We start from the raw sequence: 23,611 nt of genomic DNA, 5'->3' as shown, positions 1-23,611 counted from the left end.
TTCGCACGCGTGCCCGGGCCGGCGGACTTCGAGGAGATGGAGGCGACGATCTCCCCGTAGACGAGGCGCTTCACCGCGCGCTTCACGGCATAGACCATGGGAATGGTGGCCTGGCCGCCGCACGTGACCATGTTCACGTTGGGCTCTTCGAGATTGGCATCGCCATTGATGGCCGGGATGGTGAAGGGACCGATGGCCGCCGGGGTGAGGTCGATCACCTTCTTGCCGTCCTTCTGGAGCAGCGCATTGTTGGTGATGTGGGCCTTGGCGGAGGTGGCGTCGAACACCACGCCGATCTCGGCGTAATTGGGCAGGCGGCGCAGCCCTTCGATGCCCTCGTGGGTCACCGGCACGTTGAGCCGCGCCGCGCGGGCGAGGCCGTCGGACTTGGGATCGATGCCCACCATGGCCCCCATCTCCAGGTGCCTCGACGTGCGCATGATCTTGATCATCAGGTCGGTGCCGATATTGCCCGACCCGATGATGGCGCAGGAAATCTTCTTCATGAATTGGTCTCCGCGGCAAACGACACCCGGACCGAGCCGAGGCCAGCGATGTGGGCTTCCATCCGACGGCCCCACTCAACCCGCACCATGGGGCCGAGGGCCCCGGACAGGATCGTGTCCCCTGCCTTGAGGGGGCGGCCCATTCGGGCCATGGTCCGCGCCAGCCAGAGCGCGGCGGATATGGGACTGCCGAGGCAGGCATGGCCCGCGCCGGACGAGACCTTCTGGCCGTCCGCCTCGAACGTCATCTCGCAGCCGGAGACATCGAACGCATCGAGCTTGCGCGGCGACGACCCGAGCACGTAGAGCGCAGACGAGGCGTTGTCGGCGATGGTGTCGACGATGCTGATGCGCCAGTCGACAATGCGGGAATCCACGATCTCGATGGCCGGCAGAGCGAACTCCACCGCGCGGATCATGTCGGCGACGGTGATGTGCTCGTCCGTCAGATCCCGGCCGAGGACGAAGGCGACTTCCGCCTCCGCTTTCGGCTGGATGAGCCTGCCCGGCCGCACCTCGCCGCCGTCGGGCACCGCCATGTCGTCGAGCAGGACGCCATAATCGGGCTGGTCGACGCCGAGCTGCTTCTGCACCGCCACAGAGGTGAGGCCGATCTTGCGCCCCACCACCCGGCTGCCGGCCGCCTCGCGCCGCCGCACGTTGATGTCCTGGACCGCATAGGCCTTGTCTAGGTCACCCGTGCCGATGCGGCTGTGGACCGGCTCCAGGGGACGGCAGCTTTCGCCGGCCGCATGAAGGAGGTCGGCGACCTCCTGAAGGGATGTGGTCATGGTCTGCCCCCGGTTAGGCTGCGAAGAAGTCCTGGACGAGACGGATGAAGTCCTTTGTCTTCTCGATCTGGGTCCAGTGGCCGCACTGGCCGAAGACGTGGAGCTGGGACCTGAGGATGAGCTGGTGCAGCCGCAGTGAGGATTCGAGCGGAACCACAAGATCTTCCCGCCCGTGGATGATGAGGGTCTCGTTCGGCAGCTTTTGCAGTTCCTCCTCCGGCGTCGCCAGCGCGTCGAGCCAGCGCTGGCGTGGCGCCGGGAACATGGCGGAAAACGCCTCCTGAAAGCCGGGGCGGATGCTGGCCTCGTAGCGCAGCTTGGCCAGTTCGTCGGTCACCAGCGTGCGGTCGTAGGCGAAGATGTCGAGCAGGCCCTTCATGGCCTCGATGGAGGGGTCATAGGCCCACACCGCTTCCAGTCCCTCGGTGACCGGCCAGCTCAGGCCGGCGCTGCCCATGAGCACGATCTTGCCGACTCGATCGGGATGGCGCAGCGCGAAGGCGAGCGAGATGGCCCCGCCGAAAGAATTGCCGATGAAATCCGCCCGCGAGATGCCGAGTGCATCCAACAGGTCGGCAACCTGCTGCACCCAGATGTCCTTGGTGTAGCTGATGCCGTCCGGCCGGTCGGTGTAGCCAAAACCAGCCATGTCCGGGGCGATGACGCGCATCGACTTTCCGAACTCCGGAATGACAAGCCGCCAGTTGGCCCAGGCAGTGACGCCGGGACCTGACCCGTGAATGAGGACAACGGGCCTGCCGGCGCCGACATCATGGCAATTGGTGTTGAAGGCCCCCGTCTTTACGAACGAGGCCATTTCCGGAGTATGGACCGTCAAAGCATTCCTCCTCATCGGTGGCGGCTCCTCGGGGCGCGTGGCGGCGCCTGGATGAGCCAAGACAGACAAAATTCTCCCGCTCTTCGCCGGCCTGCCGGGAAGGTTCGTTCTCCGCGCTCGAAATCCTCCCGGGACGACCGACGAAAATCGCCGCCGATCAGGTCAGGTCCCCGGGATCAGGCCGCCCGGCCGCGCACCCCACATGCAGAAGCTCGTCGGCTCGAGACCGAACTGGCGCGGGCGGTGGGTCGCCTCGTCCTCGATCTTGCCGACGCCGCAGGAATATTCGAACACCATGTCGTCCGGCCCCTTGAAATAGAGAAACCGCGCCCCGGACGTGGGGTGGCGGCCCGGGCCGAAGACGATGGGCACCTTCAAATTGCTGAGATGATAAAAAGACTTCTGAACATCATCGATGGTTTCCACCTGATGATTAATATGCTGAATGCCAGCGCGCTGCGACTTCACCAAGGCCAGCGTGTGATGGATGGCATTGATGCGCATCAGGGGGATATCGCTGATCCTGTCGCTGACACGCGCATTGCACACATTGGTCCAGAATAACTCGTCCCGCACCACGTCGGTCGAGTAGAGCCCCACATGGTTGAAGCCGGTGATGCCCGCGTCACGACCGGGGAAGTAGCGCCGCCCGCTCAGCGCCGGTCGGGTGACCAGCTCGACACGGTTGCCGGTGGGATCCTGGAACGCGATGAAGGACCTGACGCAGCGCTGCTCCGCCTCCTCCGCGGTGCCGCGGCGCACCGGATGACCCATGCGATCGAGCGCGTCTGCCGCGCCGGTCAAGGCGTCCTCGTCGTCCACCTCGAAACCCACGACCTGCTCGCCGGGGTCGCCCTCGAAATAGCACAGCGAATGGGCACGCTGGTCGGAACGCAAATAGAGGGCCCCCCTGGTCCGCGCGCCCACATCCAGGCCGATGACGCGAGTCGAGAATTCCTCTGCCTGAGCAAGGTCTCGCGTCCCGAGACGGACATATGTCAGGTCCCTCAACTGGATCATAACGACCTCCTTTTTTCAGTGCGATGGGGTGGCGCCGGAGAACTCGGCGACATCCGGGCAGGTGCTGCCCCATGCGCACAAGCCTTCCGGGTTGGGGGCGAACTGCCGCGCCCGACGGGGCGCCGCGCCATCGCGGATCATCTCGGTCGCAAACGTGATGATCAGCCCCTCTGGGCCGGCGAGATGCAGGAACGCCTCCCCTGAGGCGACGTTCCGTCCCGGACCCTGGAGAACTCGCACCTGGCGCTGACCCATGAAGTAATAATTCTGCATCAGAAGATCGAGGGATTCCACTTCCAGAACCACATTCATAATTCCGGCGCTGGCCGAAGGATAAAGTGCCAGCCGGTGGTGCATCTCATCCATACGAATATAGGTGATGTCGCCCACCCGATCCGCCACGCTGGCTCCGAACAGGTCGCACCAGAATCGGGTGTCGGCGCTCAAGTCCGTGCTGCGCAGTCCGGCGCCCTGAAGACCGACGACGCCGCAGTCCCGGGTGGGAAAGAAGCGGCGCGCGGTCAGGCGCGGCCCCAGCACCAGTTCGATGGCGTTGCCGGAAGGATCGCGTGTCAGGATCGCGCCACGCACCTCCCGTGCGGCACATGCGTCCGCATCAGCGATGGCATAAGCAATGCCGGCGCTCCTTAGGGCCTCTACAGCCCGCTCAAAGGCGGCCTCGTCACGAAGCTCGACGCCGAGGCTCGCCTCGGCATCCGGCTGAGGGAGAAAAACCAGCGCGCGAAAGCGCGCGTCGATGCGAAACCCAGGATCGCCCTGCGGTGTGTCATTGCGTTCGAGGCCGCAGATTTCCGACGCAAAATGCGCACTGGCGGCGGGCTCGCCGGTGGGCAGGCGCACATAAGCGATGCAGTGAACGAGCGGCGCGCTCATGACCCTGCGCTCCCCTTGCGCGCACGGACCGTGCCCTCTACCTGGCCCTCGGCCCGCGACTGGAGCAGGAGCAGCACCATGTCCTGCCACAGCTCGATACACTTGTTCTGCCAGTCCGGCTGGTCATCCCACAGGCGGCGCACCGTGAAGCCGCGGATGATGCACAGCGTCAGCGTCAAAAGCTCGCCATTGAGATCATCGGGAATACCGGCGGCGACCATCGCATCCCGCCAGGCATCCTCGAGCGGCAGCCGCGAGGCCCGCGAAATCTGAAGAACCTCATCGCGAACCTGAGACGATTGCGTTGAAAACACAATATTAATGGCAACGAGAAAGGCTTCGCTGAAGAAGAACGCCTTTGCATCCTCGATGAGATCGCCGAGAACCTCCCGCGCTGCGTTGTGCGATGCCGCCCTTTGACGCCCGGCGCTGGCCGCCTGCGAAAACGCGTGCTCGATCAGAGCGACCACCAGCGCATCCTTGCTGGGGAAGTGATGCAGCTGCGCGCCCACCGACACTTGAGCTTCGCGCGCCACGTCGGCCACCCGCAGTTCCGCATAGCCCTTTCGGACGATGAGCTGCGCCGCAGCGTCCAGGATCCGGCGCCTGGTTGCGTCACTTCGTTCGGCCTGGCCGCGACGGGCAGGCCCGCGACGCGAACGCCCGTCCGCAGGCGCGTCAGCCTCGACGCTCGCGGAAAGTGGGGCCTCCATTGCCTCAGACTTCGACATGGATGATGCCATTCTCGATGTGGACAGGGTAAGTCTTCAGCGGAAGCTCGCACGGCATGCCCATCGCCGCTCCGGTGGTTACGTCGAAGGTGCCGAAGTGCCAGCTGCACTCAACGACCGCGCCGGTGAGGCTCCCCTCCTCGCTGAGGGACACCGCGCCGTGCGAGCAGCAATCGTCCGTCGCATAAATGCGACCCTCCACATTGTAGAGCGCGATCGCCGTCCCGTCGGGCAGATGCGCCTGGCGCATCTCCCCCACCTCAAGCTCCTCGGCCGGAAAAAAAGCGACCCGTTCAGCCATTTCAACTGTTGCCTCTGCAAAAAGCCCCAACTGTCGCCCTGCGGGGCGGCGAAGGCCCAGACCATCACCAGGGTCAGCCCGTTCGCGCCGCGGCGGCTCGATTGGACAGACCGCGATCGGTCACAGCATTGTGCTGCCGCCATTGACGCTGATGACCTGTCCCGTAACGAAGCTCGCTTCCTCCGAAGCGAGATAACTCACCATGGACGCCACCTCTTCCGCCTCCGCGGCCCGGCCCATGGGAATGACGCTCAGAAACTTCGCCGCGAGTTCCGGCGCCTTTTGCACGAAGACCTGCAACTGCTCCGTGTTCACCGCGCACGGCGAGACCGTGTTGATGGTGATGCCGGAGGTGGCGAACTCGCGTGCCAAACCAGTGGTCAAGGCGTGCACGCCGCCCTTGGCCGCGTTGTAGACAGCATGGTCCCACAGTCCATTGCGGACCGAATCCGCGCCGAGATTGACGATGCGCCCATAGCCCTGACGCTGCATGACGGGCAGCACGTGCCAGCACGCCCACAGGGTGGTCCAGAGATTGCGCTCCACCGTCGCCTTCAATGTCTCCGGCGTGTGGCTCAGGAAGGGGCGGATGATCCCGCCCCCAGCATTGTTGACGAGGACGTGGATCGTGCCGGAGGCCGCGCTCGCGACCTCGATCAGCCGGGCGCTGTCCTCCTGACGGGAGAGATCGCCTGGCACAGCCACCGGCTCCACCTCGCAGATCTGTGACAGCCGTGCCCTGGCCGCCGCGAGGGAATCCGCATCGACATCGGACACCACCAGCGACGCCCCCTCGCGGGCAAAGCGCTCCGCGATGGCGAAGCCGATGCCCCGGGCCGCGCCGGTCACCAGCACGACCTTGTTCTGAAAGCTCTTCGACATAGGTACGCCTGGCCTCGCCCGCGTCAGAGGATGAAACTGACGCGCCCCTGGGGGCGCAGCCCGTCGGAACTCAGGATCGAGCGCTTCTCCTTGATGCGAAGCTGCCCGTCCCTGACCGCGAGCCGGTAGAGGCCGGTACCGACATAGCTGTCGGTAATCCCGTCCTTGGAGCGATAGGTGATGAAGGCGCAACTGACGCGCAGTTCATCCTCGCTGCGCCCGGTGACCCGCACGTTGCTCACGAGATGACGCAGCCGCGAGCGGGGAAATTCCGCGTGCGCCGTGCGCTTCATCAGGCGCTTCACGCGCTCGCCGAGGCGGAAGTGGTCGTCGGCCACATAGAAGAGATTGTTATCGGGGCTCGCGTCGGCGTCCACGTCCGTGGATGGCACGTAATAAACGCCATCGTCCGTGAACAGCTCCAGCCAGGCCGGCAGTTGCCAGGTGTCGATGAGATCGGCTTCCAGGAAGAGGAATTCCTCCACATCCGAGCGAGAGACGGTCGCCGGCGTCAGCGGGCGGTTCAGTTCCATCGTATTCATGCCTGCCCCCCGAACATGCGCCGGTTCCATTCCGTCCAGTAGCCGCGCATCTGCGCTTCATCGTCATAGGAGGGCACCGCCTTGCCCATTCCCTTGGAGATATCGTTCCAGGCCACTTCGCTGCGATTGGCGAAGCCCGCCTGGCACTGTTCGAGGGCCTCGATGTCGTCGGGGGTGGCAAATCCGCCGGGCCCGAGAAATTCGAGGAAATTGAACAGGCGCGCCTGCCGTTCCGCCGGGGCCTCATCCACCGGCGCGAAAGCCCAGGCGTTGATGCTCATGAAGTCCGGCGCGGTGGGATAGAAGGTGCGCACCGTGATCGCCATGATGTCGTTGATCACGAGGTTCGGGAAAATGTGCAGGTTGCGGTTGGTGAACGCGATGCGATCCGCGCGCTCGGTGCCGAACCTTGCCACCAGTTTCTGGTAGATGGCGTCGAGGCGCTGCTTGCCCTCTTCTCCCCAAGCCGGGATCCACTGGGCGATGGGCCTCCCCCACGGGCCGCTATATTCCGCGACACCATGGCCGTTGCCGAGGTCCCGGGCGATGCCTTCGAGCTTCACCGGCACGAGGCCGCCCGTCGTGCTCCTGAGATAGTCGAGGTAGGTCGCGTGGTTGGTGGACGCGTGATAGCCGTCGAAGCTGTTCTCCGCGAGCAGCTTCCAGTTGGCCCGGATGGAATATTCCTGCGTTCCGCCGACGACGGCCATGGCGACCTCGGACTGGTCCGCCACCAGGTCGATATATTCTTTCGCGTTGCCGAGATAATCGGGAAGCGAGACCGCGTTCTGATCGAAGCAGATGAACAGGAAACCCCGGTAACTCTCGAACCGCGGCACCGGCTTGAGGCGCGAGGTGGGACGTTGCGCAAAGCCCTCGGGGTATCCCTCCTCTCCCGGGAGGTTGCGCAGGTGCCCATCCGAACCGAACACCCAGCCGTGGTAGAAACACTGGAAGGACTTGGCGTTGCCGCTGCGCTCGCGGCATACGCGCGCGCCACGGTGGGGACACGTGTTCAGGAGAGCATGAAGCACGCCCTTGGCATCCCGCGTCAGCAGGATCGTTCGCCCGCCCACGGAGCGGGTGAGAAAATCACCGGGCTTCTTCAGCTCACTCTCGTGAGCGAGATAAAGCCAACAGGTATCGAAGATCCTCTCGCGCTCCAGCTCGAGAATATCCTGATCCGCGAACGCCCTGCGTGATACAGTGAAACTGCGCGCTGCCGGATCGTTTCTGACAATGTCTGCCTCGGTTGGCGTCAACATTCCTGGCCTCCCTATATTATCAGGCGAGAGCTTTTCTGAGATCGAAGCTCGGGTTTTCGATATTGGCCCGATCCACACGCACGCCGCTCGCGACGAGCTTGCGCAAGGCCGCCATGTCGGGGCGGCGGTTCACGGTCACCGCGCCGCGAACAATGCCCTCGTCGAGGGCAACGAGCGTAAAGCGGTCTGCGCCCACATCGCCGCGGGCAACCAGGTCGCCAACGCCCAGTTCGCCGACGACCTGAAGATTCACATCGTACTGGTCACTCCAGAACCAGGTCGGATCGGTGTAGGCGGTCGGCACGCCGGCCATGGTCCGGGCCACCGCGATGGCCTGGTTCTGCGCATTGGCCCAGGTCTCCACCCGTCGCCACCGGCTGGTGCGGGGACAGCGCTGAAGGGTGATGTCACCCGCGGCGAACACGCCCTCGGCCGAAGTCCGGCCGAACGGATCGACTTCGATTCCGCCTTCGCCCGCAAGCCCCATCTGCGCCGCAAGCCCGGCGTGTGGATCGGCGCCGACGCCTACGACGACGACGGATGCGGAAATACGAGCGCCATCCGACAACAGCAGGACGCCGTCCTCGACGCTCGAAACCGTGACACCGAAGCGAAACTCGACCCCGGCGACGCGATGACGGCGCAGCAGGAAATCGCTGGCGACGGTTGGCAGGGCTCGGACGAGGAGACTGTGCCCGGCTTCGATAACAGTGGCACTGGCACCCGCCGCCACCGCAGCCGCCGCGACCTCGAGCCCGATGACGCCACCGCCGACGAGAACCACCGCTGCGCCGGGCGCAAGGTGCGTCCGCAATGCCATCGCGTCGTCGATCGTGCGCAGGTAGCGCACCGGGACCTGCCCGGTCTCAAGGGCCGGCAGCCGCCGCGCGGACGTGCCGGTGGCAAGAAGAAGCTTGTCGTAGATGAGAGTGCGCCCGCTTTCCAGGGTCGCGGTGCGCCGCTCCACGTCGCACTCGGCCACCCTCACGCCGGAGCAGAGTTCCACGCCGAGGTCGTGCCAGGCTTCAGCCGTCTTGACGAAAGCGACCTCCCCCTTCGGCGCGAGCAGGACTTCCTTGGAGAGCTGCGGCCGCTCGTAAGGCAGGTGCGGCTCGTCGCCCACCAGAGTGATGGCCCCCTTGTGACCCGCCGTCCGAAGCGCCTCCGCGGCGCGCGCGCCGGCCTGGCCCGCGCCCACGATGACGATCCGATCACTGTCCGTGGCCAACCCGCCGTCCCGGCTCTCTCCCGAAAAAGCCTCTGCCTCAAGCGGCATATCACGCCTCCCTGACACTCTTTTTCTTTGGCGCCACCGGGGGAAGCCGGTGGGTTGCATAACTTAAATGACGTACATACGGTTTGTTTTTCAGGCCGAAGAAAAAGTAGGAGAAGTAACTTCTTGCAGCCCGCGACGACATCAAACCTCTGTCAGATCGCCGGCCGGAACTCAGATCAACCTGCGCCGGCCAAGAGCGCTGTGTGGTGATCAAAGACCCGGGCGGGTGTCCGGGTCACTGTACTTTTGTTCGGGGTGGCAGGGTCCGGCGCCTTTTTTTGGCTAGGCCTTGTGGTATGTGTCCATATAGTATGGATATCGATGCAGGCACTCTGCAGGTCCGGTGGTCGCGGCGGAGGGCGAAGGGTTTGCCCGCATCGGGGCATCCCGGAGACCGGGCCGATGCGTCGGCGCCAAGCGGTGCGGGAGACGGATATGGGCGCGATGACACGCCGCAAGGTGCATGAGCGGACGATTCTCTGCGAAGCTTTCATCCGCGACGACGGACTGCTCGAGGTCGAGGCAACGCTGCAGGACACCAAGCCCTACACCGTCCACCTGACCGAGGGCCACCTGGAAGCAGGTCAACCGCTCCACCAGATGAGACTGCGCATTGCCGTGGACGCGGACTTCATGGTGCACGAGGCGCAGGCGCAGACGATCCACTCTCCCTACCGCGTGTGTGGTGGAATCACGCCCTCTTACGGGGCGCTCGTCGGCATGCGGATCGGACCCGGTTTCCTCCAGGAGGCCCGCAAGATGCTCCGCGGCCCGCTGGGCTGTACCCACATCACCGAACTGCTGCCCGTGGTGGCCACCACCGTGTTTCAGGCCTCATCGGCTCTCCATGCGGAGGCGGATGAAGGCAACCAGCCGGCGCATGTGCGCCGCGCCAATGCGCTCGGCCGCTGCCACGCGTTGCGCCTCGACGGGGAAGTGGTCCACCGGGACTTTCCTGATCATGCGACCGATACGACCCTTCCGAACCAGCGCTCGCCGGCTCCGACTGAGACCTGATGGCATAAAGCGATCCGAGGGCGGTCTCCCAGCTGCAGGCGGCGGACCGGCTTCACATGCGTGCCTTCGCCCACGTAACGAGGAGCGGCACCGTGCTTGACGCCGGTGCTGGCCTTTCCCAGAGTGAAAAACCATGCGGAATCCATCGAAATCATCACTGCCCGGCGCGCGCCACCAGGAAGATGCCCCGGCCGGCGGAGCCGCGAAGGAACAGCGGGCCTCCCGCGGGGCTGCGACACGCCTGTCGCAGCGCAGCAATCGCGACCTGCGCCTCGGCTTCCTGATGCACGACGTTTCCCGGATGCGCCGCCGGGCCTTCGACGAATATATGAAACCGCTGGGCGTCACCCGCGCACAATGGTGGGTCATCGCCCACCTCTCCCGCCGGGACGGAATGGTGCAGACGGAGCTGGCCACAATCCTCGACGTTGGCAAAGCCAGCCTCGGCGCGGTGATCGACCGTCTGGAAAAGTCGGGCCTCATCGAACGACGCCCACATCCTTCCGATCGCCGGGCGAAGTCGATCTTCATGACGCAGAAGGCTCGAGACCTCGTATCGCAGATGCAGGCTGCGGAGCGCGAGTACAACGATCTGATCCTGCGCGAACTGAGCGAAGCGGACCGTGACCAGCTTCTCCTTCTATTAGAGCGCGTCAAGGATGCCCTCGCCGGGCTTGCGCAGGGCGACGAGGACAGCGAGGAAGACTGACCGCGCCCCGCGCCGTTTGCGGCCGGCGTGAGCGCCAGCTTCAAGATCTAACGGCGAACGGGCAGACCCTTATGGTGAAACGTCCATATCGCCGCTTTATGCTGCCATAGGAAATCCATGTCTATGGAGCATCGGCCCGGCTGTGTATCATCGTGATCCGAACGTCGGCTCCTTCATTTCCGAGAAGAAACCCTTTCAAAACCCGATTGCATCGGACCGATGACCTACCCGCTCGAAGACATCACCGTTCTCGATCTGATCCAGATCTACAACAGTCCCTACGCCACCTATCTGATGGCGCTCGGCGGAGCCCGCGTCATCAAGGTGGAGCCCCCATCGAACGCGATGCGGCCGGGCCTCGCGGGCCGCATCCATAAGGGAGAACTCTCGTGACGGATCAAGCGAACGTGCAATGCGTGCTGGTCAATCGCCCCAAGGGCGTCGCGCAGGCGCAGGACTTCAAGCTGGTCGCGGGCGATATGCCCGATCCGGCCGAAGGCGAGATCCAGGTGCGCAACCATTTTCTCTCGGTCGAGCCCGCCATGCGTGGCTGGATCGCGGACACTGGCAATTATTCCGCGCCGGTGGGCATCGGCGAGGTGATGCGGGCGCTGGCGGCGGGCGAGGTCATCACATCCCGCCACCCTGACTACCGCCCGGGCGACTGGGTCACCGGCTGGTTCGGCTGGCAGGAGATTGCGACGGTTCCCGCCAGCAAGGTCGTGCGCAAGGTGAGGGAAAGCGATCTGCCGCTTTCGGCCTCTCTCGGCATCCTCGGCATCAACGGGGTCACCGCCCTCCTCGCCCTCACCAAGGTCGGCCAGCCGAAGGCCGGAGACACGGTGGTGGTTTCGACGGCTGCCGGCGCCGTCGGCTCAGCCGTGGGGCAGATCGCCAAGATCCTCGGGTGCCGCACGGTGGGGATAGCCGGTGGCGCGCGGAAGGTGCGCGCGTGCATCGAGGACTTCGGCTTCGATGCGGCCATCGACTATAAGGCCGGTCCCATCGATGCCGCGCTTGAGGCAGCCTGCCCGTCCGGTATCGATGTCTATTTCGACAACGTCGCCGGCGCCATCAGCGATGCCGTCTATCGTCAGCTCGCGCTGCGCGCCCGCGTCGTGGTATGCGGCACTGCCTCCGTCGCCGACTGGACCGACTGGCCGAGCGGGCCACGCGTGGAGCGTATCCTGCTGACGCAGCGCGCGCGCATGGAAGGCTTCATTATCTTCGACCATGCGGCCGACTATGAGGGCGCCGTCGCGCGCCTCGCCGGATGGGTCCGCGACGGCCGTCTCACCTATCGTGAGGACATTCTGGAGGGGATGGAGGCGTGCCCGGACGCGCTCGCCGGCCTCTATCGCGGCGAGAACGAGGGCAAGCGGCTGATCCGGCTGGTCCCGGCCTGATCCCCGCTGCCGGGATGCAGGTCCCCTCAGACCACCCTCAGGCGCCGGTGCCGCCCGTCCTGCCCCGGGAGCAGGGTGGAGGGGGTGACGCGCCGCACCTCGGCGAGGGCACCTTGCACCGGTGCGGTATCCTGCATCCCCCCGATCTGGCGGGCGACCTCCACGAGAATGTCGCGTACCGCCTTCTGGGTCGGCCCGAGCGGGCGGCTGTTCAGGCTCGCCACCGACATGATGCCACGCATGTCTGCATCAAGGTTGGACAGGTGCACGCTGAGGGCTGGTTGCGCGACATGGAGCCGTTCAGCAGCCTTCATCAGGCTGCCCGTCTCGGCCATGGCCACGAAATAACGCAGGTGGCGAATTTCCATCACTTCGAATATATCGTGAATAATATACGCCAGCGTTTCGGCTCTAAGCCCATTTTTTACGCGCGCGACGAGGAAAAATGAAGTAATACTTACCGTATTTCGTAAGGCGCCCGGGGCCTCAAGACTACAGCCGCTCGAGCATCTTGTGCCAAGACGCCTCCAGTTCCTCGCGGAACTGCGGTGCGGCGATGGAGGCAAGGGCGCCCCCTTTTTCGACAACAGAACAGCCGCGCAGATCTGCTGCGCCGAATTCGGTGACGACGATATCGATGTCGGTCCGCGGCAGGGTGGCGACCCCTGGAGCGGAGAGGGCCGGCACGATGCGGGAGCGCGTGCCGCGGGCGGCAGTCGCCGGCAGCGCGACCATGCTGGCGCCGTGCGGGCTCATCCGTGCCGCCCGGGCGAAATCAGGCGCCCCGCCCGCTCCGCTGATGGCCGCGCCGCCCGCATGCTCCAGCGCCGCCTGCCCCCAGAGGTCCACCTCGACGGCGGAATTGACGGCAAAAAAGGCCGTTAGCCCGGCGAGCGTCTCTGCCCCGTGCGTGATCTCGCATCCGGCGAGGCCGAGGCGGTTCTGCTGCCCAGCCCAACGATAGAGTTCCGGCTGCCCGACGAATACGCAGGCCCGGTGCGGCCAATCCGTGTCGAGCGCTCCGGCGCGCACGAGTTCGACGACGCCATCACCGAACATGCCACCGTGGAGGCGAAGGCCGCGGCGGCGGGTGAGGGCCTGCATCAGCGCCGCGGGAGTCTTGCCGAGCCCAACCTGTAACGTGGCCCCATCCGGAATGAAGGGTGCAATGTGCTCCGCAACGCGGCGAGAGGCGTCGTCGATCGCACCGGTATCATAGGTAGGCAGTGGAGTGTCGACTTCCGCGATGGCGACAAAATCATCCGCGGCCACGCTTTTCGAGGCGGAAAGCACCGGCGTCCCCGCATTGGCCAGCCCCACCACTTCCCGGGAACGGCGCAGGGCCAGGGGAAGAAATTCCACCGCCGGCCCCATGGAGCACCGTCCCTTTTCCGCGGGGGCGACCTGCGCGACGCACACGTCGAAAGTCAGGTCCTCGGCAAGCATGCGGGCGAAGCCGGCGTAGGAGACCGGCAGATGGCGGTATCGGCCCGCGCGCTGGGCGTTGGCAAACGCCGGCTGCATGAACAGGCCGGTGACACGCGCGGTGGGATGAAGGCTCTCCAGGTCGAGGCCGTTGATGCCGGGCACGGCGCTGGTGACGATATGGAGATCGCGCGTGCGGTCCGGGTCCGCGTTCCATGCGGCGAGCAGCGCGGAAGGCTCCCCTCCGGACCCAGCGACGAAAACGCGATTTCCCGGCCGGATCCGGTCGAGAACAGCGCGGATGCCACTCATGACGCGCCACGAACCTCTGCCGCGACGAGCACCTGGCGGGCCTGCTTCAGGTGGGGCATGTCCAGCATCTTCCCGTCCATGCCCACCGTGCCGGCGCCGCCCGCATCGGCGAACGCCTGCACCACGCGGCGGGCGAAGGCCACCTCTTCCTCGGACGGCGTGAAGGCCGCGTTGATGACCGGCACCTGGGCGGGGTGGATGGCAATGCGGCCGGAAAAGCCTTCCGCGCGCGCCGCGCGGCACGAAGCGGCAAGTCCGGCGTCATCCCGGAAATCCACATAGAGTGTCTCGATGGCCGCGACGCCCGCGGCATGGGCGGCGAGCAGCATCATCGAGCGCACCATTCGGAAGGTGAGGGCCCAGCGGCCGTCCTCGCCGAGATTCGTGCTTGCGCCGATGGCGGCGGACAGGTCCTCGGCTCCCCAGGTGAGGCCGGACAGGCGCGGTGGCGGGGCCTCCGCGTATGCGCCAAGCCGAAACGGCGCGATGGCGGTCTCGGTCGCCACGGGCAATATGCCGATAGCGCCGGGCGGCAATCCCGCGCCCGCTTCGAGGGCATCGAGATAATGACCGAGCTTGACGACATCGGCGGGTCCATTCGCCTTGGGCAGCATAATGCCGTCCGGCGCGCCGGCGACGATTGCTGCGAGGTCGGCGAGCGCAGCGCTCGTGTCGAGCGGGTTGATCCTCACCCAAAGTGCGCAGGTCCGCTTGTCGGCGGGACGTTCCGCCAGGAATGCGGCGACCTTCCCGCGGGCCGCCGCTTTGTTGGCCGGGGCCACCGCGTCTTCGAGATCAAGGATGAGCGCATCCGCGCCGGCACCGTCCGCCTTGGCAAGCTTCTTGTCGCTGTCGCCCGGGATGAAGAGGTAGGAGCGCGGGCTCATGCCGACACCGGCCGCTTTCGTTGCAGACCGGACCGGCGGCAGTGCGCCACCAGTTCACCGTGCTGGTTATAGGCGCGATGAATGAAGGTGACGACGCCCTGGTCCGGGCGCGAGCGGCTTTCGCGCAGTTCGAGCACCTCGGTTTCCACGCGAATGGTATCTCCGTGGAAGAGCGGCCTGGGAAACCTCACCTCGTCCCATCCGAGGTTCGCCACCGCCGTACCCAACGTCGTGTCGCCGACCGATATGCCCACCATGAGGCCCAAGGTGAAGGCGCTGTTGACGAGACGCCTGCCAAACTCGGTCTCGGTGCGGCAGTATTCCTCGTCGAGATGCAATTGCGCCGGATTATGTGTCATGGCACTGAACAGGACATTGTCCGTCTCCGTCAGAGTCCGCCGGATCGGATGGTGAAACACTTGGCCAACAGCCAGCTCATCGAACCATTTTCCCGCCATCGACACGCATCTCCCACTGTCCGCCGCTCGCCGCGCGTGACTTTTTTCCGTTCGTGAGCCTGAGCGACGCACGGACGACCTAACTCATAGGATTATGTTATTCCGCCAGAGCGCGCGGTTCGTTCAGCGCTTCATGGCGACGACCGAATAGCGCATCTCCGATCAGGCAATCGATCGTTGCTGCTCGTTCCAGTATTTCGCCCGCAACTCCTTCTTCGCGATCTTGCCGGTGCTGGTACAGGGCAGTTCCGCGACGATGTCGAAGCTCTTCGGAACCTTGTATCCGGCAAGCCTCGAGCGGCAGTGGTGGGTCAATTCCTGTACATCCGCGCTCGCCCCTTCCTTCAGAACGACGACAGCCTTGATCGCTTCCCCCCATTTTTCGTCCGGCACGCCGATCACCGCCGTTGCCGAGACGGCAGGATGGGTGGAGAGAGCATGCTCCACCTCCGCGGAATAGACGTTCTCGCCACCGGTGATGATCATGTCCTTCACACGGTCCACGATGTAATAAAGTCCCGCCTCGTCGCGGTAGGCAACGTCCCCCGTGGCATACCAGCCCTCCCGGAAGACCGCCGCCGTCGGCTCCGGCTTGTTCAGATAACCTGCGGAAATGGCAGGGGTGCGAATCAAAAGCTCCCCCGGCTCGCCCACAGGCATCTCACGCCCCGAAGGATCGACGATGCGGAATTCGATGAGGGGAAGCGGTCGTCCGCACGACTTGAGCTTGCTCTCGTCGGACAGGTCATGTTCCTCTGGCCGCAGCAGCGAGAGCGCGCCCGCAACTTCCGTCGCGCCATAGAATTGCATGAACCGGCAGGGCATCACCGCAATGGCGCGCTTGATGAGGCCAAGGGAAATCGGCGACCCCGCGTACATGGTCAGGCGCACGGAGCTAAAATCGGCCTTCGCCGCATCGGGGTGATCCAGCAGCATCTGGATCATGACCGGGGTCAGCACGAGCAAGGTCGGGCGGACAACCCCGAGGGCAGCGAGCGTCGCCGCCGGGTCGAAACGACGCTGGATGAAGAGGGTTAGCCCGTTATAGAGGCACTGCAGCGACAGCCCGATGCCAAGCAGATGAAAGTTCGGCAGGTTAAAAAGGAAGCTGTCGCCCTCCTCCCACAGGAAAGCGGGCTCAAGATGCTCGCACAGGCGCATACGGTTTAAGCTGCCATGGGTCAGAAGCACCCCCTTGGGATGACCAGTCGTCCCCGAGGTGTAGAGCAGGATCGCGACGTCGTCCTCGCCCACTCGTGGCAAGGGCCCGTCTTTGCCGCTCCCGGCCTGGTAGGCGTCGATCCGCCGACCCTCGCCAATGGGGATTGCGCAGGAGCCCGGCGCGACCGGTGGCAGAAGTGGCGCCAGATCCTCTTCGAAGATGATGAGACGCGGCCTTCCGTCCTGGATCACCTCGTCGATTTCCGGTGCGGCAAGACGCCAGTTCAGCGGCAGGAACGCAGCACCCGCCTTCGCGGCGCCGAACATGGCGATGAAGAAATCATCCGAATTCTTGCCAAGGTAGGCGACACAGTCCCCTCGGCCAATTCCTTCCGCAACAAGAAAAGCGGCAAAGCGTGCGGATCTTGACTCGAGTTCGACCCAGCTGGTTCCGTGCCCTTCGAACACCAGAGCAAGCGCCTCGGGCCGCCTCCGCGCGTAGTAGCTCGGAAGATCGCCCAGGGTTCGGATTTCCGGGTAAACCCACATCGTCCCGCCTCCCCGCGGCTTTTGTTCGTTCCGTCCGGCTGTTGGCTGACGCCGCGCATTGGCCGGGAACAGGCACGATATCGTTCTAAGTATTATAGTATGCTACCATACTATATGGACGGAAAAAGTCAACGCGACGACCGTCCATTCCCAAATTTCTCGATGGACCGCCTGGGCCAGAACCGAATCGGCGAAACGGCGCCATACCTGGCGGGGGATGCCGGGCACGCCCCCGCCGGGTCGCTCAGAAGCGGTAGGTGATGCCCGTCGAGACGATCAGAGGGTCCAGCTTGACGTCGGCCGTCGCGGGAAACCCCAGCAACAAGCCCGATGCATCGACCGTCAGCCAAAGCTTCTTCACGTCGACGAACAGGCCCCAGTGGCGATCAATCATGTAGTCGAAGCCGGCATGCACCGCGAGCCCCGGAGCGCCCGTGACCTTCAGGCCGGACACCGCGCCATCCATGGAATTGAAGATGATCGCATAGGTGAGACCACCACCGACATAGGGCTGGAAGTTGCCGAAATCGGTGAAGTGGTACTGCGCCGCCAGGACGGCGGGCCCGTAAGTCGCTTGGCCGATCACGCCGAACGGCGCAGCAGTTCCGGCCCCATGGAGGCTCGCGGTGGGCGGGTAGCCCCCCGTGATGGTGAAGGAAATGTTTTTGTTGAGATACCAACCCACCTCAAACATGGCTGTGTAGTTGTCATCGGCAAAAGCAGTCGCGCCCGGAACGGGTTGAGCGGCAAGTTTCAACGATGCACTCGAATCGAAGAAGACCCCGGCCGCGCCGAGCCTGATGAACCACGGAGAAGACGCCTCAGCGAGAGGGGCGGGCTCCAGCAAATCGGCAGCGCACGACAGGGATACACTTACCAACATCGTCGCCGCAGCAATGCCGGCACGAGAATAAATTAGTTTAACGCCCATTTCCCATTCCCCCCATTCCCATTTTCATTGTGGCGGACAGGTCCGCCCATGTGTCGCCGAGATCGCGCGCAATGGCCTCGATCTCGGCCCACATGCCCCGAACCCTCTTGATGGGGTCATCTTTCCGGGAAGGGCAGGACAAGCGATGCGCGGCTCCGCACCCTGGAACACGCCACAAGTCCCCGGCTCTTGCCCTGTACTTTGGGATGGGTCGGAGCAGGAAAAGCGCTCCGTGTTGTCCTGGCCACAGGCGTCGCCGCCCACCCAAGCGAATAGATTTCAGGACGAAGAAAGGCGGTGGGCGCGATTCAAATTCTCTTCGGCCAAACTTTCGTACAGTCGGCCTCCCCGCCCATCTTCCTAGACTGCACCCGTCCGCAGTGTGCCGGATCGAGGGAGGCCTATGCCGCCTCCTCCCTCGCACCTGGGCGACGGGCTCAAATATAACCTGAATATCGCGGAGGAGGCGTCATGTCGTATCTTCTTTATTACCTTCCATTCATGGTCCAACTCATCGCCGGATATGGCTTCTACATGGGCGGTGATTGGGTTTATGCGGCCATCCTCAGCTTCCCGATCCTGATGGTCATCGACATGTGCCTTCCTCGGGATCTCGCGGCGCGGAAGATCAAGAACCACTTCTTCGCGCTCGTCCCGCTCTATGTCTCGACCATCGCCGGCATTTCGCTCTATTTCATCTTCGCCTGGCGCGTGTCCCAGGGCATGACGGGATGGGAGATGCTCGGCTCGGTTGTCGGCCTCGCCTGGCTCTCGGTGGTGCCGATGGTTCCGGTCTCGCATGAACTCTACCATCAGCGCGGGGCGCTTTCGCGCTTCGTCGGCCGTGTAGCGCAGATCTGTTATTTCGACCTCACGCGTGACATCGCCCATGTCATCGGCCACCACATCGACGTGGCAACGGATCCCGATTCCGACACCGCGCTGCGCGGCGCGAACCTCTACAGCTTCACGGCCGGCGCACTGCTGGAAAGCACCCATACCTCGCTGCGGGCGGAGAGCGATGCGCTCGCGAAGCAGGGCAAGGGCCGCTGGTCCATCGGCCACCGCATCTACAAGATGATCCTCGGCCAAGCGATCATGCAGGGGGCCATCTTCCTGGTAGGGGGCTGGAAGGCGGTGTTCGCCTGCCTCGTCGCCATGATCGTGGGCCGTATCTGGGCCGAGTCCTTCAATTACTTCCAGCACTATGGCTTGATTCGCCTGCCGGGCGCTCCGATTCAGAGGCGCCACGTATGGAACCACCTGCACCCGCTGAGCCGCATCTTCGGCTGGGAGATCACCAACCACGCCGACCACCACCTCGACGCCTACAAGCCGTATTACGCGCTGGTCCCGGATGCCACCGCCGTGAAGATGCCGAGCGTGTTCGTGTGCTTCGCCGCCGCGCTGGTGCCCCCGGTGTGGGAGCATTTCATCGCCAAGCCGGCATTGCGCGAGTGGGATCTCACCAAGGCTTCGCCCGAAGAGCGCCGCCTCGCCCGGGAGCAGAATCGCACCGCCGGCTGGCCGGACTGGTTCGACGCCCCCACCAGCGGTGCCGCAGGAGTGGCCGCCGAGTGAGGCAGCCGTCCCCACGAACCAGAATCAAGGTGAGGAATGCAAATGGGTGACACGGATATCTTGTTCAAGGACGCGCCTCAGGTTGCGCCCGGGATCGCAGCACGGGCGGCACTTCTCTCGGAACCGAATGCGCCCTTCGACATCGCCGACGTGACGCTGCAGGCGCCCCGTGCCGACGAGGTGCTGGTTCGCATCGTCGGGGTCGGGGTCTGCCACACCGACGTGGTCTGCAAGGGCGCCTTCCCGTTGCCCTTGCCGGTGGTGCTCGGCCACGAGGGTTCGGGCGTGGTGGAGGCCATCGGTGCCGCGGTGAAGAACGTGAAGGTGGGCGACCACGTGGTGCTCTCCTTCGCCTCGTGCGGCGAATGTCCCAATTGCGGCAAGTTTGCCCCCGCCAACTGCTACAATTTCATGCGTGAGAACTTCTCTGCGCAGCGCGCCGACGGCTCCACGCCCATGAGCACGGACGCTCGAAGCATCAACGCCCGATTCTTCGGCCAATCCTCCTTCGCCACTCACGCCATCGCCAAGGAGCGCGACACGGTGGTGGTGCCGAAAGAGGCCCCCCTGGAGCGCCTCGGCCCACTCGGTTGCGGCATCCAGACCGGAGCTGGCGCCATCATGAACTCCCTTGCCGTCGGGCGTGGTGATTCGGTGGCAATCTTTGGCGGTGGCGCGGTGGGCCTGAGCGCGGTGATGGCGGCGAAGATCACCGGCGCAGCCAAAATCGTCCTCGTCGAGCCGCAGGCCGGGCGACGCGAACTCGGGCTGGAGTTCGGCGCCACGCACGTGATCGACCCGAAGGCGATCCCCGACGTGGCCGCGGAAATCGGCCGGGTCGCCGGAGGCATGACGCATGTGCTCGACACCACCGGCCTGCCGGTCGTGATCGCCGGCGCTCTCGATGCGCTGCTGCCGAAGGGCGTCGCCGGCATGCTCGGCTTCGCCGCGCCAGATGCCATGCTCCAGTTCAACATCATGTCGGTGCTGGCGCGGGGCATCACGATCAAGTCGATCATCGAGGGCGACAGCGACCCCCGGGCCTTCATCCCGGAACTCGTCCAGCATCACCTAGCCGGGCGCCTGCCGTTCGATCGGCTGCTGTCGATCTATCCGTTCGATGCCATCAACCAGGCGTTCGAGGACGTGGAGCACGGCAAGGCCATCAAGCCGCTGCTCAAGGTCTCCGACGTGTAAAGCTCGCCGAAAGGGGAAGCCGCATGACGGCTTCCCCTTTCTCCTGCGGCTGAACCGCAGCCTACTGCTGAAGCAGTCTCAGGGCGCGCGCCTTCGCCACGGCGGCAGTGCGGCTTTTCACGCCGAGCTTGGCGTAAAGGTTCGACAGGTGCCATTTGATAGTACGTACTGTCACGACCAGCCGCTCGGCGATCTGAGTATTGTCGTACCCCGCCTCGAGCAGGTGCAGGAGTTCGATCTCCCGCGGCGTCAGCGGTTCAACCAGACCCTCCAGGAGATCTCCGGACGATTCTTCCGATGGCGTCCCGCTGACGAGGCGCTGGATCTCCACGTACAGGGCCAGTTCCTCGCGACTGGTCAACCCGAGTTCCTTCGGCCGCGCATTCCCGATCAGATGCGCCAGGACTACCCGGCGCTCGAGAAACGGACCGAGCAGGTTGCGCTTGGCCGCCGCGCAGATGGCCCGCGACAGGTAACGCAAGGCCGAGCCCCGTGCGTTCATCCGCATATGGATCTCGGCGGCGAGCAGCAGCAGTTCGACCTGTGCCTTGCGCCGCCCTTTTTCCTGCGCCTGGCGCAACTCCGCCTGGACGAGTTCCGCAGCGGCCGCCAGATGGCCCAGGGCGGTCAGCAGGCAACCAGTGGTAAAGGCGGCCGCCGCCTTCTCCACCTCCGTGGCCGAAGCCAGGAGAGAACGCGGCCAACCGCTTCGCACATCCCATCCGAGACTGCTCGCCAGTTCCACCGCCTCTTCGAGATCCTCGCGGAGCAGATACTGGCGGACGAACTGCAGTTCGAGCATAAGACCGATGCGCTTGGGAAAAGTGCGCGCGATCTTCCTGAGGTCGCCCACCGAGAATGCGGAGTCGCCCGCGACCGCAAAGGTTGCTGCAACTTCAAGGGCAAGTCTGCTGGTGTCGGGAATCCCGTTGCGCGCAGCACGCTCCAGATTGATAGCCACCGCCTCCCTGGCTTCATCGAAGCGGCCGAGGTCGTAGAGGGCCGCAGCCCGCACCACCGCGACGATGGATGCGATGCTGGCTGTCGGGGCGATTTCTCGCCGCGCGATGCCCTCCAGCTCCAGCATCCGCTCTTCCGTAGCCGCCGGGTTGCCCTGGGCGAGGTCGGTCATCGCCGCGATCGTTTCCACCCAGCACCGCCCGTAAACGGTGGGGGAACGAGCGATCGTGCTGTGCGCCGTGAGAAGGATGTTGCGTGCCTCGGCAAACTGGAAGGCCGGCAGCAGGGCGAGCGCGCAGGCTCCAGCCGCCGCCGAGACGTCAAACGGATCGCCATCCGCATGGGCCTTCAGCCACGCCTCCGCATCCGAAAGCACGACACCAAGCGAATCGAGATGCAGGGCCGCGAGGACCGTCACGAGATCGAGCCGTGCCGCGAGGTCGCGGGCGAGGTCACTCGGGGGACCGAGTTCGACCTGCTGCAGCGCACGCTTGGCCTCGTCGCGCGCCGCCTCGTACCGCTGCTCGAACAGCAGCGACCAGACATACCAGAAGGTGGCGTGAACGCCCCGGACGACCCCCGCCTGATCGCTGCGCTCCAACCATTCAAGGAAGGCCGAGGTATCACCTTGGTCGCGCACCAGCAGGCAGGCCACCTGATCCAGCAATCCGCTGGCCATACCAAGATCATTTGCGCCGATGGCGAGTTCCAGGGCCCCGATGCAATCCCCCTTCTTGGCGAGCCATCGGGCGGCAGACAGATGGACCTCCACCCGACGCGACGCTGGCAAATGTCGCCGAGCCTCCTTGATGAGGAATTCCCGGAGCAGCGTGTGGAAGCGGTACCACTCGCGCCGCTCGTCGAGAGGGATGATGAGGAAATTGCGTTCCACCAGAAAGTCGATCCACAACGGCGCCCTTTCGTCAGCAGTCGCCTGGAACGCCAGAGCCCGCGAAAAGCGGCGGAACCCACAGATCTCGTAGAGGAACTGGACGAGATCCGGCTCGAGGGAGGCCATCAGCCGACGCGAGAGCAGGTCGGCCACGTGCACATCGTCGCCCGACAGCAGCTCGATGCCACGGTCGAGCTGCTTTTCATTGTCGACGATGAGTTGAAGCAACCGCACCGCCGCCGGCCACCCCTCGGTGCGCCGCACCACGGCCTCGAGGGCGGGCGTATCAATGGGGGGGAGACCTGCCTGAGCGAACAACTGCGCAGTGGCGCAACGATCAAAGGTCAGGTCGGCGGTCTTGATCGTCCGCACCAGACCTTCCAGTTGACCCCTGGCAGTATTGAAGGGCACCGGCGTCGAGGCCGAGGATACGAGAAGGATGACGTTTTCCGGTGTGTGGAACACCAGGTGGTCGATGAAATCCCCCACATTGTCGTGGCAGAAGTCAATATTGTCGATAAAGATAGCAACGTTGTCGACCTGCTGCTCCAGATGAGCGCGAATGCCGTCCATGCGATCAACCGCATCGGTTGCCGGCAGCGACGCAGTCAACACCCACCCGGGAGTGAGAACGCCGACAGCCGCTTCCATCTTACTCAGCACGGCACCGAGACTGGTGTCCCGTTCCTCCAGACCGATCCAGATGCACTCTATGCCCAGACCGCTATAGTGGTGATACAGTTGAGATAAAAGAACAGTCTTGCCATACCCTGGTGGCGCCACCAGGGTCGTGATCTTCCTTTGTTCCCATGGCGAAGACAGCGAGCGATACAGCGACGTTTCGACGGGCACGAATGTATAGATCGGCGCCCGGGATGCGCCCTTCGTGGTGCCAACCCGCCGGGCGTCCACTTCCAGCTTCGAACTCTGGCGGGAAGAGGCAATAGGCGGCCTTTCGCCCTGCGGTAGAGCGATGCTCTCCCGCCGGAAGGCGATATCCCTCATCGGCGCGTTTCCTCGTTATCCGGCTTTTTGCCGTTTAATCAATTATCTGCCTGAAATGTTAGGCCCAGCCCGGAC

Annotated in this window: 23 protein-coding genes and 1 pseudogene; 6 read left to right on the top strand and 18 right to left on the bottom strand. The window is 64.5% G+C overall.

Annotated features, from left to right (window positions below; translation table 11 throughout):
- The 11 genes and pseudogenes from FZ033_RS22765 to FZ033_RS22715 all read right to left on the bottom strand — a co-directional run.
- Positions 1-506, bottom strand: a pseudogene (locus tag FZ033_RS22765) (acetaldehyde dehydrogenase (acetylating)); the annotation flags it as partial.
- Entirely contained in the window at positions 503-1,297 is a 795-nt protein-coding gene (locus FZ033_RS22760; protein WP_149578345.1) for a 2-keto-4-pentenoate hydratase, read from the bottom strand. The gene FZ033_RS22760 and the pseudogene FZ033_RS22765, both read right to left, overlap by 4 nt.
- A gap of 13 nt (positions 1,298-1,310) precedes the next feature.
- Positions 1,311-2,114, bottom strand: coding sequence for an alpha/beta fold hydrolase (locus FZ033_RS22755; RefSeq protein WP_149578352.1), 804 nt, complete (start codon positions 2,112-2,114; stop codon positions 1,311-1,313).
- Positions 2,115-2,297: 183 nt separating this feature from the next.
- On the bottom strand, positions 2,298-3,155 hold the full coding sequence (locus FZ033_RS22750) for a VOC family protein (RefSeq protein ID WP_149578344.1): 858 nt from the start codon (positions 3,153-3,155) through the stop codon (positions 2,298-2,300).
- A gap of 15 nt (positions 3,156-3,170) precedes the next feature.
- Positions 3,171-4,049 carry a VOC family protein gene (locus FZ033_RS22745; RefSeq protein WP_149578343.1) on the bottom strand — a complete coding sequence of 293 codons (879 nt, stop codon included), beginning with the start codon at positions 4,047-4,049 and terminating at the stop codon, positions 3,171-3,173.
- On the bottom strand, positions 4,046-4,780 hold the full coding sequence (locus tag FZ033_RS22740; protein ID WP_188079650.1) for a TetR/AcrR family transcriptional regulator: 735 nt from the start codon (positions 4,778-4,780) through the stop codon (positions 4,046-4,048). Before FZ033_RS22740 ends, FZ033_RS22745 begins: the two co-directional genes overlap by 4 nt.
- Positions 4,767-5,081: a non-heme iron oxygenase ferredoxin subunit gene (locus FZ033_RS22735; protein ID WP_149578341.1), complete on the bottom strand. Its 315-nt coding sequence runs from the start codon at positions 5,079-5,081 to the stop codon at positions 4,767-4,769. The genes FZ033_RS22740 and FZ033_RS22735 overlap by 14 nt, the downstream gene beginning before the upstream one ends.
- Positions 5,082-5,201: 120 nt before the next feature.
- Positions 5,202-5,963 carry an SDR family NAD(P)-dependent oxidoreductase gene (locus FZ033_RS22730; RefSeq protein ID WP_149578340.1) on the bottom strand — a complete coding sequence of 254 codons (762 nt, stop codon included), beginning with the start codon at positions 5,961-5,963 and terminating at the stop codon, positions 5,202-5,204.
- 23 nt (positions 5,964-5,986) lie between these two features.
- Positions 5,987-6,505 (bottom strand): aromatic-ring-hydroxylating dioxygenase subunit beta, encoded by a 519-nt coding sequence (locus FZ033_RS22725; RefSeq protein ID WP_149578339.1) that lies wholly within the window; start codon positions 6,503-6,505, stop codon positions 5,987-5,989.
- A complete protein-coding gene (locus FZ033_RS22720; RefSeq protein ID WP_149578338.1) occupies positions 6,502-7,770 on the bottom strand; it encodes an aromatic ring-hydroxylating oxygenase subunit alpha in 1,269 nt (422 codons plus the stop codon). Before FZ033_RS22720 ends, FZ033_RS22725 begins: the two co-directional genes overlap by 4 nt.
- A 19-nt stretch (positions 7,771-7,789) precedes the next feature.
- Positions 7,790-9,046, bottom strand: coding sequence for an FAD-dependent oxidoreductase (locus FZ033_RS22715; RefSeq protein WP_188079649.1), 1,257 nt, complete (start codon positions 9,044-9,046; stop codon positions 7,790-7,792).
- 435 nt (positions 9,047-9,481) lie between these two features.
- Here FZ033_RS22715 and FZ033_RS22710 point away from each other — a divergent pair, with 435 nt between their 5' ends.
- From FZ033_RS22710 to FZ033_RS22695, 4 genes are all read left to right on the top strand, one after another.
- Positions 9,482-10,063 carry a DUF2889 domain-containing protein gene (locus FZ033_RS22710; RefSeq protein WP_188079648.1) on the top strand — a complete coding sequence of 194 codons (582 nt, stop codon included), beginning with the start codon at positions 9,482-9,484 and terminating at the stop codon, positions 10,061-10,063.
- Between the two features lie 133 nt (positions 10,064-10,196).
- Positions 10,197-10,772: a MarR family winged helix-turn-helix transcriptional regulator gene (locus FZ033_RS22705; protein WP_149578335.1), complete on the top strand. Its 576-nt coding sequence runs from the start codon at positions 10,197-10,199 to the stop codon at positions 10,770-10,772.
- Between the two features lie 219 nt (positions 10,773-10,991).
- On the top strand, positions 10,992-11,165 hold the full coding sequence (locus tag FZ033_RS22700) for a CoA transferase (RefSeq protein WP_210247943.1): 174 nt from the start codon (positions 10,992-10,994) through the stop codon (positions 11,163-11,165).
- The gene (locus FZ033_RS22695; protein WP_210247942.1) at positions 11,162-12,178 is read left to right on the top strand and encodes an NADP-dependent oxidoreductase; all 1,017 of its coding nucleotides are present in this window, start codon (positions 11,162-11,164) and stop codon (positions 12,176-12,178) included. The genes FZ033_RS22700 and FZ033_RS22695 overlap by 4 nt, the downstream gene beginning before the upstream one ends.
- 26 nt (positions 12,179-12,204) lie before the next feature.
- Here FZ033_RS22695 and FZ033_RS22690 read toward each other — a convergent pair whose 3' ends face one another.
- The 6 genes from FZ033_RS22690 to FZ033_RS22665 form a co-directional block, all read right to left on the bottom strand.
- Positions 12,205-12,546, bottom strand: coding sequence for a helix-turn-helix domain-containing protein (locus FZ033_RS22690; protein ID WP_149578334.1), 342 nt, complete (start codon positions 12,544-12,546; stop codon positions 12,205-12,207).
- A 124-nt stretch (positions 12,547-12,670) separates the two neighbouring features.
- Entirely contained in the window at positions 12,671-13,915 is a 1,245-nt protein-coding gene (locus FZ033_RS22685; protein ID WP_149578333.1) for an acetyl-CoA hydrolase/transferase family protein, read from the bottom strand.
- The gene (locus tag FZ033_RS22680; RefSeq protein WP_149578332.1) at positions 13,912-14,802 is read right to left on the bottom strand and encodes an HpcH/HpaI aldolase/citrate lyase family protein; all 891 of its coding nucleotides are present in this window, start codon (positions 14,800-14,802) and stop codon (positions 13,912-13,914) included. The genes FZ033_RS22685 and FZ033_RS22680 overlap by 4 nt, the downstream gene beginning before the upstream one ends.
- The gene (locus tag FZ033_RS22675) at positions 14,799-15,260 is read right to left on the bottom strand and encodes a MaoC family dehydratase (protein ID WP_149578331.1); all 462 of its coding nucleotides are present in this window, start codon (positions 15,258-15,260) and stop codon (positions 14,799-14,801) included. Before FZ033_RS22675 ends, FZ033_RS22680 begins: the two co-directional genes overlap by 4 nt.
- A gap of 162 nt (positions 15,261-15,422) precedes the next feature.
- Complete coding sequence (locus FZ033_RS22670) at positions 15,423-16,970, bottom strand: long-chain-fatty-acid--CoA ligase (protein ID WP_149578330.1); 1,548 nt, start codon at positions 16,968-16,970, stop codon at positions 15,423-15,425.
- Positions 16,971-17,214: 244 nt separating this feature from the next.
- The gene (locus tag FZ033_RS22665) at positions 17,215-17,901 is read right to left on the bottom strand and encodes an OmpW/AlkL family protein (protein WP_149578329.1); all 687 of its coding nucleotides are present in this window, start codon (positions 17,899-17,901) and stop codon (positions 17,215-17,217) included.
- A gap of 471 nt (positions 17,902-18,372) precedes the next feature.
- Here FZ033_RS22665 and FZ033_RS22660 point away from each other — a divergent pair, with 471 nt between their 5' ends.
- The gene (locus tag FZ033_RS22660) at positions 18,373-19,482 is read left to right on the top strand and encodes an alkane 1-monooxygenase (protein WP_149578328.1); all 1,110 of its coding nucleotides are present in this window, start codon (positions 18,373-18,375) and stop codon (positions 19,480-19,482) included.
- A 42-nt stretch (positions 19,483-19,524) separates the two neighbouring features.
- The gene (locus FZ033_RS22655) at positions 19,525-20,679 is read left to right on the top strand and encodes an NAD(P)-dependent alcohol dehydrogenase (RefSeq protein ID WP_149578327.1); all 1,155 of its coding nucleotides are present in this window, start codon (positions 19,525-19,527) and stop codon (positions 20,677-20,679) included.
- A gap of 61 nt (positions 20,680-20,740) precedes the next feature.
- Here the strand turns inward: FZ033_RS22655 and FZ033_RS22650 are convergent, their stop codons facing one another.
- The gene (locus tag FZ033_RS22650; protein WP_149578326.1) at positions 20,741-23,536 is read right to left on the bottom strand and encodes a LuxR C-terminal-related transcriptional regulator; all 2,796 of its coding nucleotides are present in this window, start codon (positions 23,534-23,536) and stop codon (positions 20,741-20,743) included.
- Positions 23,537-23,611 lie beyond the last annotated feature (75 nt).

The sequence above is a fragment of the Xanthobacter oligotrophicus genome (assembly GCF_008364685.1).
Classification (GTDB): Bacteria; Pseudomonadota; Alphaproteobacteria; order Rhizobiales; family Xanthobacteraceae; genus Xanthobacter; species Xanthobacter oligotrophicus.
This window is presented reverse-complemented; position numbering and strand designations above follow the sequence as displayed.